This window comes from Lysobacter sp. A289 (assembly GCF_054072675.1).
The window spans coordinates 825,332-839,664 of record NZ_JBSVRN010000001.1 but is presented as its reverse complement, the minus strand read 5'-3'; the positions used below and the strand labels follow the sequence as shown (position 1 = coordinate 839,664).

The 14,333-nt window shown below is 63.5% G+C and carries 13 protein-coding genes; 3 read left to right on the top strand and 10 right to left on the bottom strand.

The window, feature by feature from the left end; translation table 11 throughout:
* Window positions 1-65: 65 nt before the first annotated feature.
* The 5 genes from ACW5DN_RS03930 to ndk all read right to left on the bottom strand — a co-directional run bounded on the left by ACW5DN_RS03930 (window position 66) and on the right by ndk (window position 4,230).
* Window positions 66-740 carry a YfgM family protein gene (locus ACW5DN_RS03930; protein WP_456961443.1) on the bottom strand — a complete coding sequence of 225 codons (675 nt, stop codon included), beginning with the start codon at window positions 738-740 and terminating at the stop codon, window positions 66-68.
* A gap of 104 nt (window positions 741-844) precedes the next feature.
* Window positions 845-1,663, bottom strand: a complete 819-nt coding sequence (locus ACW5DN_RS03925) for a helix-turn-helix domain-containing protein (RefSeq protein ID WP_456961442.1) — start codon at window positions 1,661-1,663, stop codon at window positions 845-847.
* Window positions 1,660-2,478, bottom strand: coding sequence for a type IV pilus biogenesis/stability protein PilW (pilW, locus tag ACW5DN_RS03920; RefSeq protein ID WP_456961441.1), 819 nt, complete (start codon window positions 2,476-2,478; stop codon window positions 1,660-1,662). The genes ACW5DN_RS03925 and pilW overlap by 4 nt, the downstream gene beginning before the upstream one ends.
* 19 nt (window positions 2,479-2,497) lie before the next feature.
* Window positions 2,498-3,739: a 23S rRNA (adenine(2503)-C(2))-methyltransferase RlmN gene (rlmN, locus tag ACW5DN_RS03915; protein ID WP_456961440.1), complete on the bottom strand. Its 1,242-nt coding sequence runs from the start codon at window positions 3,737-3,739 to the stop codon at window positions 2,498-2,500.
* Window positions 3,740-3,804: 65 nt separating this feature from the next.
* Window positions 3,805-4,230 carry a nucleoside-diphosphate kinase gene (gene ndk / locus ACW5DN_RS03910; protein WP_456961439.1) on the bottom strand — a complete coding sequence of 142 codons (426 nt, stop codon included), beginning with the start codon at window positions 4,228-4,230 and terminating at the stop codon, window positions 3,805-3,807.
* A 257-nt stretch (window positions 4,231-4,487) separates the two neighbouring features.
* Between ndk and ACW5DN_RS03905 the strand changes: the two genes are divergently transcribed.
* From ACW5DN_RS03905 to ACW5DN_RS03895, 3 genes are all read left to right on the top strand, one after another.
* The gene (locus ACW5DN_RS03905) at window positions 4,488-5,108 is read left to right on the top strand and encodes a TetR family transcriptional regulator (RefSeq protein ID WP_456961438.1); all 621 of its coding nucleotides are present in this window, start codon (window positions 4,488-4,490) and stop codon (window positions 5,106-5,108) included.
* Window positions 5,109-5,144: 36 nt separating this feature from the next.
* Window positions 5,145-7,520 carry a 3-hydroxyacyl-CoA dehydrogenase/enoyl-CoA hydratase family protein gene (locus ACW5DN_RS03900; protein WP_456961437.1) on the top strand — a complete coding sequence of 792 codons (2,376 nt, stop codon included), beginning with the start codon at window positions 5,145-5,147 and terminating at the stop codon, window positions 7,518-7,520.
* 84 nt (window positions 7,521-7,604) lie between these two features.
* On the top strand, window positions 7,605-8,807 hold the full coding sequence (locus ACW5DN_RS03895) for an acetyl-CoA C-acyltransferase (RefSeq protein ID WP_456961436.1): 1,203 nt from the start codon (window positions 7,605-7,607) through the stop codon (window positions 8,805-8,807).
* A gap of 63 nt (window positions 8,808-8,870) precedes the next feature.
* Here ACW5DN_RS03895 and ACW5DN_RS03890 read toward each other — a convergent pair whose 3' ends face one another.
* The 5 genes from ACW5DN_RS03890 to ACW5DN_RS03870 are packed head-to-tail and all read right to left on the bottom strand — an operon-like array spanning window position 8,871 to window position 14,333.
* Entirely contained in the window at window positions 8,871-9,239 is a 369-nt protein-coding gene (locus ACW5DN_RS03890; protein ID WP_456961435.1) for a tRNA-binding protein, read from the bottom strand.
* Window positions 9,209-10,495: an NAD(P)/FAD-dependent oxidoreductase gene (locus ACW5DN_RS03885; RefSeq protein WP_456961434.1), complete on the bottom strand. Its 1,287-nt coding sequence runs from the start codon at window positions 10,493-10,495 to the stop codon at window positions 9,209-9,211. The genes ACW5DN_RS03890 and ACW5DN_RS03885 overlap by 31 nt, the downstream gene beginning before the upstream one ends.
* 42 nt (window positions 10,496-10,537) lie before the next feature.
* Complete coding sequence (gene galU, locus ACW5DN_RS03880; protein ID WP_456961433.1) at window positions 10,538-11,437, bottom strand: UTP--glucose-1-phosphate uridylyltransferase GalU; 900 nt, start codon at window positions 11,435-11,437, stop codon at window positions 10,538-10,540.
* Entirely contained in the window at window positions 11,437-13,350 is a 1,914-nt protein-coding gene (locus tag ACW5DN_RS03875; RefSeq protein WP_456961431.1) for a polysaccharide biosynthesis protein, read from the bottom strand. The genes galU and ACW5DN_RS03875 overlap by 1 nt, the downstream gene beginning before the upstream one ends.
* Window positions 13,347-14,333: an MraY family glycosyltransferase gene (locus ACW5DN_RS03870; RefSeq protein ID WP_456962952.1), complete on the bottom strand. Its 987-nt coding sequence runs from the start codon at window positions 14,331-14,333 to the stop codon at window positions 13,347-13,349. Before ACW5DN_RS03870 ends, ACW5DN_RS03875 begins: the two co-directional genes overlap by 4 nt.

The following is a 14,333-nucleotide window of genomic DNA, read 5'->3' as shown; positions in this document are numbered from 1 at the left end:
CTGGTTCGGAACGGGCTTTGTTGAAAGCTGCTTCATTGGGTCGGACTCCATCAAAACAGGCTTCATCAAGACTGCGCCTCGGGATTGGCGGGCGCGGGGTTGGCGGCCGCGGAACCGGTTGCATCACGCGTCGCGGCCACACCCCCGACCTGGGTAAGTTTGAGCTCGAGTATTTGCCGTTGCGGTGATGCCACATCCAGCGCGACCAGTGCTTGGCTGTATGCCTCACTGGCCTTGTCGGTCTGGCCAAGCGCGTACTGGGCATCACCCCGCGTTTCCAATGCCGAGGGGCTGGACGCGTCAGCAAGCAAGGTCAGTGCCTCGTCAGCCCGTCCCGCACCCACGAGCAATCGCGCCAGCCGCTGGTCGACGATGCTGGCCACCGCCGGGTCACTCGGCTGGATCCCGCTCAAGGTCTCGATCGCGGTATCACCCTGACCTGCTTCGACCTGCGAGGCCGCCAGCTGCAGCGTGGCCAGGTTTGCGTAAACGGTGTCGCCGAGCGCCGTCACCTTGGCAGCGGACGTGTCGTCGTCGCCCACGATCGCGGTAACCGCGGCCTGGTACTGGTCCGCCATGCCCAACGCCTGATTATGCTGGTCCTGCTGCCACCACTTCCACCCGCTGATGGCGGCCAGCCCCAAAACCAGGCCGCCGACCAGACCCAGGCCATTGGTGCGAAGCCATTCCAGCACGCGTTCGCTTTGTTCGTGTTCGTCTAGTGGATCGTCTAATGCCATCGAAGGACTGCCATGCTATCCAGCCCCGACGAACAACGCCGGAACCGTCGGTTTGCGGACGAGCCCGGGTGACGGGCCGTGAGATAATCGAACGCGTGAACCGGTCAGTCGGTGACCGGCGCGAGCGAACCCTCAGAGGATAGCGTAAAGCGTGCCACGTTCGCGCGGCTGAACGGCGCCAGGTCGACGGATTCACCGTGGTTGCGAACCTCGACTGCCGACACATTGCCCAGCACGATGCGGCTCACCTGGCCAGGCTCATAGCTGCGACGCTCGTTACTGCCGATCAAGCCCTGCTCGAGCACCCGTCCATCCGGATCGAACACCTGAACCCAGCTGTCATCATTGAAACGCAACGACAACCCCGCCTCATCGACGGTTGCGGGTGCATGCAGCGACCCCATGGAAGCGATCAATGGGGTCCGTCGGGGCGACGGAGTGGTTGGCTCCATATCCATCGGATCCACTGAAAGTGTTGCCATCGCCGGAATCTCCAGCGACTCGACTTGTGGCGTACCGGAAAAATGCGGGCGAGTGGTCAACCAGACGGGCAATGCAATCACGGCGGTCAGTGCGATATACACCGCCCGTCGGCTTGCCTGCTCCAGCACCCGCCGATAACGCGGCGTGTGGGTGTGGCTGATCAGTTCGGGCGGAGCACTATCGTCGATCTCGGCCCGATGCAGGTCCAAGTCCAGATTGATGCCCAGTAATCTTGCGTAGCTCCGCAGCTGGCCGCGCACGAAGACCGGGGCCCCCGCCTGGCTCCAGTCGTCGACTTCAAGGGCACGTATTACCCTGAGTGGCATTTTCAGTCGCGACGAGACTTCCTCGATCGTCAACCCTGCCGTCTCGCGCGCCTGCCTGAGGCGTGCGCCACATCCTTCGACATCGCTTGAAGCGACCTGTTTGGACTGCATCATTGCTTTCCGTCAACCCCCGTTCCGGATCCCGACGTGCCCGGGAACTCCCCCCGTAGCCGCTGAACGTACGCTGCTGCGGCTTCTGTGTCGCCAAGTTTCTGCTCAATTTGTGACGCTAGCAACAATGATGCCGCATCCGCCGGTGCGGCCGCCAACCGGCGCTGCGAAAATGCACGGGCATGAAACGCATCACCGGTGCGAAATTTATGCTGCGCCATCGCCGCCAGCGCAACCGGGTTCTCAGGCTCCAGCTCCAGCGACCGCTCCAGGTAGCGTTCGGCCTGCGCGGCTTGACCAGCCTTCTGGGCGCAGGCGCCTGCGTTCGCCATCGCCACCGCAGGAGTCGGGTAGGTGGGATCGGACAGCGCCTGGTCGAACCATTGCAGCGACTCTTCGGCACGGCCATTGCTACACAGCCATGTCCCGTAATTGTTATGCATGCCGCCTTGGAGCGGCGCCAGTTCCAGCGCCTTCTGATAGTGCCCCCCGGCCTTGCGGTCATCGCCGTTGTGCTCTGCGATCAGCGCAGCGAGCGTGTGGGCGGGCGCGGAATCCGGAGCGAGGCGCAGGGCTTCCTTCGTGGCCCCGGCTGCACCGGAATAGTCGCCAGCACGCAAGGCCTGCTGAGCCTTGTTCACCTCGATACGTGCCGCAGCGCTACCCTTGTCGTAGCTGTCGGGGGTCATCGAGACTTCGGGCTTGACGTACTTGGGGCCGCCTCGACTGACGTCAGGCTTGACGAAAGTCAGCCGACTGCACCCGGACAACCCGACCAACGCCAGCACTACCGCTGCGAGGATCGCCTTGCCGCACATCCGATACCTGGCCCTGCACTCAGGCATTGGCATCGGTGATCCCCTGCGCTGCAAGCTCCTTGCGGAACGTTGCCTGGCGGCGAGTCCGATCCATCACCTGGCCCTTCAGCTGGCCACAAGCCGCGTCGATGTCTTCGCCACGGGTTCGTCGCACCGTGGTCAGCACCCTGGCTTGTTGCAGAAGCTTCTGGAACGCGCGGATATCGGTCTCGGTCGAGCGCTCGTAACGGGTGCCTGGGAACGGGTTGAACGGAATCAGGTTGACCTTCGCCGCGTCCTTCATCTGGGTGGCGTTGTCGAACTGACGCATCAGCCGGGCCAGCTGGCGTGCGTGCTCGGGCTGGTCGTTGATGCCTTTCATCAAGGTGTATTCGAAGGTGATCGACGACTTCGGCTTGCGCATGACGTAGCGCTGGCACGCCGCCATCAACTGGTCGATCGGGTATTTCTTGTTGAGCGGCACCAACTGGGTGCGCAACTCATCGTTGGCCGCATGCAGCGAGACCGCCAGCGACACGTCGCTCACCTCGCCCAGCTTGTCGATCATCGGCACCATGCCGGCGGTTGACAGGGTGACCCGCTTGTTGGCCAGTCCATAACCAAGGTCGTCGCGCATGATGCTCATGGCGCGCACGACGTTGTCGAAATTCATCAGTGGCTCGCCCATCCCCATCATCACCACGTTGGTGAGGCGGCGACGCTGGTGCGGCAGGTTGCCCAGGTGTCGGGCAACCACCCACACCTGCCCGATGATCTCTGCGGTAGTCAAGTTGCGATTGAAGCCCTGGGTACCTGTGGAGCAGAACGAGCAGTTGAGCGCGCAGCCGACCTGGCTGGATACGCACAAGGTGCCGCGACCCTTGTCCGGTATGAACACCGCCTCGATGGCGTTCTTCGGATCCATGCCGATCAACCACTTGTGGGTACCGTCAACCGACGGCTGTTCCAGGATGACCTCGGGCGCCCGAACCTCGGCGTGCTCCTGCAACTTGGCGCGCAAGACCTTGCCAAGGTCGGTCATGTGGTCGAAATCGGTGACGTAGCGGTGATGGATCCACTTCATCACCTGGTGCGCGCGATAGCGCTTCTCACCCAGGACTCCTTCGAAGAAGTCTTCCAGCTCGACTCGATCGAGGTCGAAGATATTCTTCCTCGGTGCTGCGCCGGCCGAGACCGGCGCAGAAACCGGCGACGTCGCATCCGCCGGGATACTGGCGTCGGCGAGGATGATGTCGATGGTGTTTGCGCGGGTCGGGGTCATGGCGTTGTGGTTTTGATGAGCGGAGCAGGCACCGGATCCGTAAAGTCGGACCCGATGCCGGTGGATCAACGGGTGTGGATGTCAGTGGCCGGGAAGAAGTAGGCGATCTCGGTCGCGGCATTCTCCAGGCTGTCTGAACCGTGCACCGCGTTGGCGTCGATGCTGTCGGCGAAGTCGGCGCGGATGGTGCCGGCCGCCGCGTCCTTCGGGTTGGTCGCGCCCATCAGGTCACGATGCTTGAGTACCGCACCTTCCCCTTCCAGCGCCTGCACCATCACCGGGCCGGAGATCATGAACTCCACCAACGCGGCAAAGAACGGGCGCTCACGGTGGACGGCGTAAAAGCCCTCGGCCTCGGCCTTGGACAGGTGCTTCATCTTGGCGGCAACGATTTTCAGGCCGGCCTTCTCGAACCGGGCGTAGATCTCGCCAATCACGTTTTTGGCAACTGCGTCGGGCTTGATGATGGAAAGAGTGCGCTCCAGCGCCATGGGATATCTCCGATTGGGCGGGCGGCGACCTTATGCAAGGTTGGAAAGATCCACGCCCGAGGGTAACAGAAAAACCCGCGCCTGAACGCGGGTTTGGCTTGTGTGACTGCGGTGATTCTAACGGAAATCCGACCGGGAAACGTGCTTTGGGCCGTCATCCTGGCGCTATCGGCGTTGACGATTCATATCGCAAGGCCTAGGATCAAACAAGCGTTTGATTAGACGACATTTCCGGTTACATCCGACAGGGCTTTCGCATGATTCCGACCACCCAGTTCTCAACCAAGGATCGAATTCTCGGAGCCGCCGAAGAGCTGTTCGCCCAGCACGGTTTCTCGGGTACGTCACTCCGCCAGGTCACCAGCCGTGCCGACGTCAACGTGGCCGCGGTCAATTACCACTTTGGCAGCAAGGAAAACCTCGTCAACGAGGTGTTTCGCCGGCGTATGGATGACATGAGCGCGCAGCGCCTGGCGGCCTTGAAAGCCGCCGTCGAGCTGCAACCGCGGGAGCTGGAGCCAATCCTGGCGGCCTTCGTGGAACCGGCGTTGGCTATTGCCCAGGATCGCCATGGCGGCGCGGCGTTCGTGCGCGTCGTCGCACGCGCCTATGCGGAGAAGAACGACAGCCTGCGCAAGTTCCTGTCCGAGCGCTACGGCCATGTCCTGCGTGACTTTGCCAAGGCAATTGCCGTGTGCCTGCCGGAACTGAGCAAGGCCGAGCTGTACTGGCGCCTGGACTTCCTGGCGGGCGCATTGACCTATGCCATGGCCGATTTCGGCTTGATCAAACGGCCCTCAGGCGTACTGGAAAAGGCCCACCGCGAGCGGGCTGCCCGCGAGCTGATACGGTTCGCCGCCGCTGGCTTCAAGAATTGACCCCATAAAAATATTATTTTCAAGGAGTTACAAGCCATGTCTAACAAACTACTTGTCCGCCGTGCAGCGGTTCTTGGCGCCGGCGTCATGGGTGCACAGATCGCCGCGCACCTGACCAATGCCGGGGTCGATACGGTGTTGTTCGACCTGCCGGCCAAGGAAGGCGACCCCAACGGGATCGTCACCAAGGCCATCGCCAACCTGGCCAAGCTCAGCCCCGCCCCACTGGCCGACAAGGCGCTCGCCGGCAGGATCGTGGCGGCCAACTACGAGACCGGCCTGAAACACTTGGAGGATTGCGACCTGATCATCGAGGCGATTGCCGAACGAATGGACTGGAAGCAGGACCTGTACAAGAAGATCGCCCCGCACGTACCGGCCCACACCGTCCTCGCCAGCAACACCTCCGGCCTGGGCATCAACAAGCTGGCCGAAGTACTGCCCGAGGAGCTTCGCCACCGCTTCTGCGGCGTGCACTTCTTCAATCCGCCGCGCTACATGCACCTGGCCGAGCTGATCCCGGCTCGCAGCACCGATGCCGCCGTGCTGGAAGGGCTAGAGACGTTCCTGACCACTACCCTGGGCAAGGGCGTGGTGATCGCCAAGGACACCCCGAATTTCATCGGCAACCGCATCGGTGTGTTCTCGATGCTGGCCGCGATGCATCACACCGGGCAGTTCAAGCTCGGCTTCGATACCGTCGACGCGCTGACCGGCCCGTCGATCGGCCGGCCGAAGTCCGCGACCTACCGCACCGCGGACGTGGTCGGGCTGGACACCATGGCGCACGTCATCAAGACCATGGCCGACACCCTGCCCGACGACCCATGGCACGACTACTTCAAGGCGCCCCAATGGCTGTCCGGACTGGTCGACAAGGGTGCGCTGGGTGCCAAGACCGGCGCTGGCTTCTACACCAAGCGCGGTAAGGACATCCTGGTACTGGACCTGAAGACCCGGGATTACCGTCCGTCAGCGGCCGAACTCGATCCTGAAGTTGCCACGTTGTTGAAGGAACGCGACCCGGCGAAGAAATTCGCCGCCCTGCGCGCCAGCGAGCATCCACAGGCGCAATTCCTGTGGGCCTGCTTCCGCGACACCTTCCATTACAGCGCCTTCCACCTGAAGGACATCGCCCAGACCGCGCGAGACGTCGACTTCGCCATGCGCTGGGGGTATGGCTGGTCGGTGGGTCCGTTCGAGAGTTGGCAGGCCGCCGGCTGGAAGCAGGTCGCCGAATGGATCGCGGCGGACATCGTCGCCGGCAAGACAATGAGCAATGCCACCCTGCCCGACTGGGTGTTCGACGGCCGCGATGGCGTGCATTCGACCGATGGCAGCTACAGCCCCGGACGCGACGCCGTCGTTGCCCGCTCGGCCAATCCCGTGTACGCCCGGCAGCGGTTCCCGGACGCGCTGCTGGGTGAGAAGTTCTCGCAGGGCCGCACCGTGTTCGAGAACGAAGGCCTGCGGATGTGGGCCGACGAAGGCGACGACATCGCCGTGGTCAGCTTCAAGACCAAGATGAACACCGTGTCCGACCAGGTCCTGGATGGCCTGCAGGAAGCGGTGTCACGTGCGGAGACGGACTTCTCAGGGCTGGTGATCTGGCAGGCAAAGGAGCCCTTCTCCGCCGGCGCCGACCTGTCCGGCGCACTGGGCCTGTTGCAGGCCAACGACATCAAGGGCTTCGATGCGATGGTGGCGAACTTCCAGCGCACCAGCCAGCGCATCAAGTATTCACTGGTGCCGGTGGTGGCCGCGGTTCGCGGCCTCGCCCTGGGTGGCGGCTGCGAGTTCCAGATGCACGCAGCCCGCACGGTGCTCGGGCTGGAAAGCTATGTCGGACTGGTTGAGGCCGGCGTCGGCCTGCTGCCTGCCGGAGGTGGCCTGAAGGAGCTGGCCGTCCGCGCGTCCGACGCCGCCGGCCCGAACGGCGATGTGTTCGCCGAGCTGAAGACCGTGTTCGAGACCATCGCGATGGCGAAGGTCGCGACCTCGGCAATGGAGGCCAAATCGCTGCAACTGGCTCGCAAGAGCGACGTGGTCGTATTCAACGCCTTCGAGCTGCTGGATGTCGCCAAGTCCCAGGCGCGCGCCCTGGCCGAGTCCGGCTACCGTCCGCCATTGCCGGCGCGCAGGATCCAGGTCGCCGGCGACGTCGGCATCGCCACCTTCAAGATGCTGCTGGTGAACATGCTGGAGGGCCGCTTCATCTCCGAGCACGACTACGAGATCGCCACCCGCATCGCCACCGTGATGTGCGGCGGCGAGGTCGAGCGCGGCTCGCTCGTCGATGAGGACTGGCTGCTGAAGCTGGAGCGCGAGCACTTCGTCGCCCTGGCACAGATGCCCAAGACCCAGGCGCGCGTGGCGCACATGCTCAAGACCGGCAAGCCGCTGCGTAACTGACCCTCACTCGCCATCCCCGCGAAAGCAGGGAACCAGTGATTCTTCGCCAAACCGTTTCGCCCCATAACAGAGGCCGGAAACCAAATGACCAGACAAGTTCAAGACGCCTACATCGTCGCCGCCACCCGCACCCCGGTGGCCAAGGCGCGCGGCGCGTTCCGCAACACGCGTCCCGACGACATGCTCGCCCATGTGCTCAAGGCGGTGATTGCCCAGGCACCGGGGATCGACGTGAACCGCATCGACGATGCCATCATCGGCTGCGCGATGCCCGAAGGCGAGCAAGGCATGAACGTGGCCCGCATCGGCGTACTGCTGGCCGGGTTGCCTGACACCATCGCCGCACAGACCATCAACCGCTTCTGCTCATCGGGCCTGCAGGCGGTCGCGTTGGCAGCCGACCAGATCCGCCTTGGCAACTCCGACCTGATGCTTGCCGGCGGTACCGAGTCGATGACGATGGTGCCGATGATGGGCAACAAGGTGGCGCTCTCACCGAACGTGTTCAAGGACGACCACGTCAACATCGCCTACGGCATGGGCATCACCGCAGAGAAGGTTGCCGAGGAATGGAAGATCAGTCGTGAGGACCAGGACGCGTTCGCCCTCCAGTCACACCTCAAGGCGCTGGCTGCGATCGAGGCCGGCGAATTCAAGGACGAAATCAGCCCGCTGGAAGTGGTCTCCCACCTGCCCGACCTGGAGCGCAACACCATCCGCGAGAAGAAGGTCCTGGTCGATACCGATGAAGGTCCGCGCATGGGATCCACCATCGAAGGACTGGCCAGGCTGCGTCCGGTGTTCCGCAACGGCCAGTTCGGCGGCAGCGTGACCGCCGGCAACAGTTCGCAGATGTCCGATGGTGCCGGTGCGGTATTGCTTGCCTCGGCGCAGGCGATCAAGGACTACGGGCTGACCCCGCTGGCGCGCTTCGTCAGTTTCTCGGTCGCCGGCGTGCGGCCCGAAGTAATGGGCATCGGCCCGATCGCAGCCATTCCCAAGGCGCTCAAGCAAGCCGGTCTGACCCAGGATCAACTGGACTGGATCGAGCTCAACGAAGCCTTTGCCGCGCAGTCGTTGGCGGTGATCCGGGATTGCGGCCTGGACATGGACAAGGTCAATCCATTGGGCGGCGCCATCGCTCTTGGCCATCCACTGGGCGCGACCGGCGCGGTACGCACCGCGACAATCCTGCATGGCATGCGTCGCCGCCAGCAGAAGTACGGCATGGTGACCATGTGCATCGGCACCGGCATGGGCGCGGCGGGTATTTTCGAGTCGCTCTGAGCACTATCGGATTGCAGCAGAAACCAGGGTCGCCACTGCGGCCCTGGTTTTTTGTTGCGATGCTCAGGCCATTCGGGTGCCGTCCGGAACCGTGCGGTCGACCGTGGTGATTACGACGCCGGTCTCCGTGGGGAATCCCGTCAACAGGAACTCCGACATGAAAGGTCCGATCTGCCTGGGCGGAAAGTTGAGCACTCCGACGATCTGTTTTCCCAGCAGCGCTTCGGGTTCATAAAGCTCGCGTACCTGCGCGCTGGTCTTACGGATGCCGTGGATGCCGAAATCGACCCAGAGCTTCCAGGCAGGCCTCCGCGCTTCCGGGAATGGCTCGACACGCATCACCGTGCCAACACACAGCATTACCTTCTCGAAGTCGTCCCAGCTTATGGATTCAACGCCACTCATCGATTGCCCTCTTTTGTCGCTTTCCATCCATCCTTCAGGCCGGCCCACCAGTAACTCAATTGCGCCGCTACCTGACCGGCCGGCTTCCATGCCGGAGCCAGACCGAACTCGTTGAATTCACGCCAGCGCACATCTCGCTGCGCAATCGCCGACGCCACCAGTTCGCCCGCAAACGTGGTCGGGGCCACACCATGGCCTCCGAACGCCTGGGCGAGCCAGAGACCGTCGTCGGCCAGTCCGATCTGCGGCATCTGATGGCGCGCGTAACTCATCAGGCCGGACCAGGCGTGATCGACCGCCACGCCTCCCAACTGCGGAAAGACTTTCAACATGTCGCGGTACAGCAACCGCTTCACCGCCTCCGGCGAACGATCCCGCACCGATATCCGCCCACCCCACAGTAGCCGCGTGTCAGGCAACGGCCGGTAGTAATCAAACGCGAAACGGCTGTCGTAGACCGCCGCGCGGGTCTGCATGATCTCGTCCATGCGCGATCCCAGCGGCTCGGTGGTCATCACGTAAGTGGCGATCGGCATGACAGAGGCATCGACCCTGCGATCCAGACCGGCCAGGTAGCCACCGCAGGCAAGCACAACCTGCTCGGCGTCGACCTGCCCTTCCGGCGTGGTTACCCGCCACCCCGCCCCCTTGCGCTGCAGCGACACTGCCGGACTGCGCTCATGCACGACCAGCCCTGCTTCGACAGCGACGCGGGCCAGGGCGAGGGCGTATTTGAGCGGGTGGAAGTGGAAGGCATTGGCTTCGAACAGGCCATCGCCATAGCGCCGGCTATGAACCAGATTGCGCAGTTCGGATTTCGGCAACCACTGCCAGTCAACGCCATAGTGCTCGGCCAGCAGTTGCTGTCGTGCCCGGAGCACCGAGGGATCGCGGAACCAGTTGGCCCAGATCACCCCGGCCTCGACCACATCGCAATCAATCCGGTGGCGATGAATGCGATGGCGAATCAACTCCACCGCCTGCATCGTGCCGCCGTACATCGCCTGCGCTCGCCGTGCCCCGACCCGCGCCAACAAGGATGCCTCACCCAGCGAGAACCCCCCGAAGACAAAGCCGCCGTTGCGGCCCGAAGCACCGAAGCCGATCTGGTCGGCTTCGAGCAGCACGACGCCGCCAACGCCACGCTCGACCAGGCCGAGCGCGGTATTGAGTCCCGCGAATCCACCGCCGATCACGCATACGCGCGCGTCGCGTGCGCCCTGCAATGCCGGATAACGGGGGGCCAGCGCCGGAAGCGTGGCTTGGTAGTAGGAAAGGGCCATCGCGCCAGTCAGCCGACCGGCGCGTGAAAAGTCAAACGATGACTACTCCAGCTCGGTGACACCCATTTCCTTCAGCGCATCGCTCATCAGTGTCTGGGCGGCGACGCTCAGCTTCTCGTGATCAAGCGCGTAACGGATCGTCGCCCCGATCAGGCCGATATGGGTGCCGCAATCAAAGCGTGTGCCCTGGAAGCGGTAGGCGTTGACGGCCTCATCGACCAGCAACCGCGCGATCGCGTCGGTCAGCTGAATTTCACCGCCCGACCCCGGCGAGGTGGTTTCCAGGAAGTCGAAGATGCGCGGGCTCAGGACGTAGCGACCGACCACCGCCAGCGTACTGGGCGCATCAGCCGGCTTGGGCTTTTCGATGATCGCGCGGATGCGTCCCTGACGATCGGAAAAATCCTCCGTCGCCACGATGCCATAGCTGGCGGTTTTTTCGCGCTCCACGTCCTGCACCGCGATCATGTTGGCGCCGGTGGCCTCGGCGGCATCAGCCATCTGCTTGAGTGCGCCCGGACCGCGGTTCCAGATCAAGTCATCGGGCAGCAGCACCGCAAAGGGCTCGTCACCAATCACGGGCTTGGCGCAAAGCACCGCATGGCCCAGCCCGCGCGCCTCGGTCTGGGTGACGAACACCGCCCGCACTCCCTTGGGCAACGGGTTGCGGACCAGCTCCAACTGCTCCAGCTTGCCGGCACGTTCAAGCTTTTCCTCAAGCTCGTAAGCCTTGTCGAAGTAATCGGCGACCGCATGCTTGTAGCGGTTGGTGACGAATACCAGCGTGTCGCAGCCCGCCTCGATCGCCTCGTCTACCGCGTACTGGATCAACGGCCGGTCGATGATCGGCAACATCTCTTTTGGAACGGTCTTGGTGGCGGGCAGGAACCGGGTTCCGAGCCCCGCCACCGGGAACACTGCCTTGCGGATACGTTGCGACATCAAACTTTCCTTGCCGTGCGCGAGGGGAACGCCACTACGGTGGAGGGCGCGACCGTGGCTTGTGGATGCAAGCCGATGGATTGGAATTCCGGGACGGTCGAGTGCACCAGTGCATCCAGACGGTCCAGATCGTAGTTTCCGCACGCGTCGCGCAACTGCCTCAGCGCGGCATGGATGTCGGTGGCAACAACCGCACGCGGCTCCGCCTGCAGGATCTTCGGATGCGCGGTGGCACGGTAGCATTCATCGGCGTGGAACAGCACTTCGTGCAGCTTCTCGCCCGGGCGCAGGCCGGTATACACGATCGATACGTCCCGCCCAGGCTGCTTGCCGGCAAGCCGGATCATCTGCTCGGCCAACAAGCGGATCGGTATCGGCTCACCCATGTCAAGCGTATAGATTGCCTCATGGGTGCCGATCGCCGAGGCTTGCAGGATCAACTGGCAGGCCTCGGGGATGGTCATGAAGTAACGGGTTACCTCGGGATCGGTAACGGTCACCGGCCCACCGCGGCGGATCTGCTCGCGGAACAACGGCACCACGCTGCCGGCGGAGTCGAGCACGTTGCCGAAGCGCACCGTCACGAAACGGGTGCTGCGATGGTCAACCAACGACTGGCACACCATCTCGCCGAGGCGTTTGGTCGCACCGAGGATGTTGCCGGGATCGACCGCCTTGTCGGTGGAGATCAACACGAAAGTCCCGACTTCCTCCCGACGGCAGGCTCGGGCCACCGTTTCGGTAGCGAGCACGTTGTTACGGACTGCTTCGCGCAACTGGGTCTCCAGCAGCGGCACGTGCTTGTATGCGGCCGCATGGAACACGGCTTCCGGCTCGGCAGCCCTCAGTGCGTAATCGATGACGGCCGGATCACCACAATCACCGAGTACCGGGATGTACTCCAGGTCTGGGAAATCCCGGCGCAGGTTGGCCAACACGGTGATCAGCGCCAACTCGTCCTGCTCCACCAGTGCTATGCGACGCGCACCGTGGCGGGCGCACTGCTTGCACAGCTCCGAACCAACTGAGCCGCCGGCGCCGGTGACCAGCACCGAGCGGGCACCAAGCCAACTGCGGATGGCCTTCCAGTCCGGGAGCACCGGTTGGCGACCAAGCAGATCCTCGATGGCCACTTCCTTCAGTTCACCCGGCAGCGAACGACCCTCAAGGGTGTCGAGCAAACGAGGCACCATCCGAAACGGCAAACCCGAGCGTTCGCAAGACGCCACCACGGCCTGCATGGATTTCGCATCTGCCGATGGCATCGCGATCACCAGCAAGCGTGCGGCGGTCTCGCGGGCGATCTCGGCCACGTCTCCCACCCGGCCCAACACCGGCACGCCCTGCACCTTGGAGCCACGCAGGCGCGAGGCATCGTCCAGGAAGCCCACGGGTTGGTAGTTGCCGATGCGTCGCAGGTCGCGAACCAATGCCTCACCGGCACCGCCAGCGCCAAGAATGAGGATCCGTACCGAGGCTCCATGTCCCCGATCCATCCGGCTGTCTTTCCATGCGCGATACAACAGTCGCGGTGCACCGAGCATGCCCATCAGAACCAATGGGTACAGAACCAACACGGTCCTCGAAACAAGATTCAGCCGATTGTAGAGAAACAGCCCCAGAACGATTGCGAACAGACCGAGCGCGCAGGCCTTGAAGATATTCCACAAATCCGGAACGCTGGCGAACCTCCAGAGGCCGCGATAGAGGCCTACCTGCCAGAACACCAGCCCCTGGGCGGCCAATACCAACACAATCTCGGTGGACCACCACGCGATCTCGGGCGGATTCGACATCACCCCATAACGCAACCGGTGCAGGCCCTGCCACACCACCCAGACCATCGCGAGGTCGTGCAATACCACCGCTATCCGCGGTGCCGACGACGACCAACGATCCTTCCATGCGCTCATTCACTATCCTTCTTGGTCGGAATCGGGGGCGCCGATTCGATACGTTGCAATAACCACCATGCAAAAGCGGCGGACGCATACCACGCCACGCAACTGCACAACAGGACGATTGTACTGGCTCCAAACATGACGACCACCGCAATAGCTGCAATCGCCGTCCAGCTTGCGTAAGCCACTGTGACAATCACATGACCATCCCGGCGCGCCCACACCTGATAGGCGTGCTGGGTATGCGGGGTCCACCAGCGCTCGCCGCGAAGCATGCGACGCAGCAGGGTAAGTCCAGAGTCGACCAGGAATGCCGACAACGGCAGCAGCAGCCAACCGGAGTGCGTACCGATCCGTGCGACGCCGACTGCGACCAACGCGGCAATCGAGAACCCGATGGCGCCGCTACCCACGTCGCCCAGAAATATCCGGGCGCGGGGAAAATTATACGGCACGAACCCCAGGCACGCGGCGGCGAGCGCCGCGGCCAACAAGCCCCACACGCCACCGAGCAGCAATGCCAGTACGACGGCGAGTAACAGCGCCTGGCTGGCCGCCATGCCGTTGATCCCATCCATGAAGTTCCAGACATTGGTCAGAACCATCACCAGCACCACCGCGGCCAGGCCAAGCCAGGGGTTGCCGGATGTCAGCTGGATGGCAAAGCCGAACAACACCGCTGCCAACCCATGTACAGCAAGTCGCAACCAGGGCGAGAGCGGCCGGTGATCGTCCACCAGGCCCACACCGGCCACCAGTACCAGGCCACTGGCGAAAGCCGCCAGCAGTATCCGGTAGGCCGGGTCGCGAAACGCCAATGCAGCCGACGCCACCAGCAACGCTGCCACGATCGCGATGCCACCACCGCGCGGAGTCGCAACATGATGGCTACGCCGCTCGCCGGGATGATCGAGCAGATCACGCTGAACCGCATAGCGGCGCGCCAACCAGGTGCCAGCGGCGGCGACCGAGGCGTGCAGGAACAACCAGGTCAG

Coding starts and splice junctions, on each gene's coding strand:
- ACW5DN_RS03930 (WP_456961443.1), bottom strand. CDS start 740: ATGGCATTAGACGATCCACTAGACGAACACGAACAAAGCGAACGCGTG.
- ACW5DN_RS03925 (WP_456961442.1), bottom strand. CDS start 1,663: ATGATGCAGTCCAAACAGGTCGCTTCAAGCGATGTCGAAGGATGTGGC.
- pilW (WP_456961441.1), bottom strand. CDS start 2,478: ATGTGCGGCAAGGCGATCCTCGCAGCGGTAGTGCTGGCGTTGGTCGGG.
- rlmN (WP_456961440.1), bottom strand. CDS start 3,739: ATGACCCCGACCCGCGCAAACACCATCGACATCATCCTCGCCGACGCC.
- ndk (WP_456961439.1), bottom strand. CDS start 4,230: ATGGCGCTGGAGCGCACTCTTTCCATCATCAAGCCCGACGCAGTTGCC.
- ACW5DN_RS03905 (WP_456961438.1), top strand. CDS start 4,488: ATGATTCCGACCACCCAGTTCTCAACCAAGGATCGAATTCTCGGAGCC.
- ACW5DN_RS03900 (WP_456961437.1), top strand. CDS start 5,145: ATGTCTAACAAACTACTTGTCCGCCGTGCAGCGGTTCTTGGCGCCGGC.
- ACW5DN_RS03895 (WP_456961436.1), top strand. CDS start 7,605: ATGACCAGACAAGTTCAAGACGCCTACATCGTCGCCGCCACCCGCACC.
- ACW5DN_RS03890 (WP_456961435.1), bottom strand. CDS start 9,239: ATGGAAAGCGACAAAAGAGGGCAATCGATGAGTGGCGTTGAATCCATA.
- ACW5DN_RS03885 (WP_456961434.1), bottom strand. CDS start 10,495: ATGGCCCTTTCCTACTACCAAGCCACGCTTCCGGCGCTGGCCCCCCGT.
- galU (WP_456961433.1), bottom strand. CDS start 11,437: ATGTCGCAACGTATCCGCAAGGCAGTGTTCCCGGTGGCGGGGCTCGGA.
- ACW5DN_RS03875 (WP_456961431.1), bottom strand. CDS start 13,350: ATGAGCGCATGGAAGGATCGTTGGTCGTCGTCGGCACCGCGGATAGCG.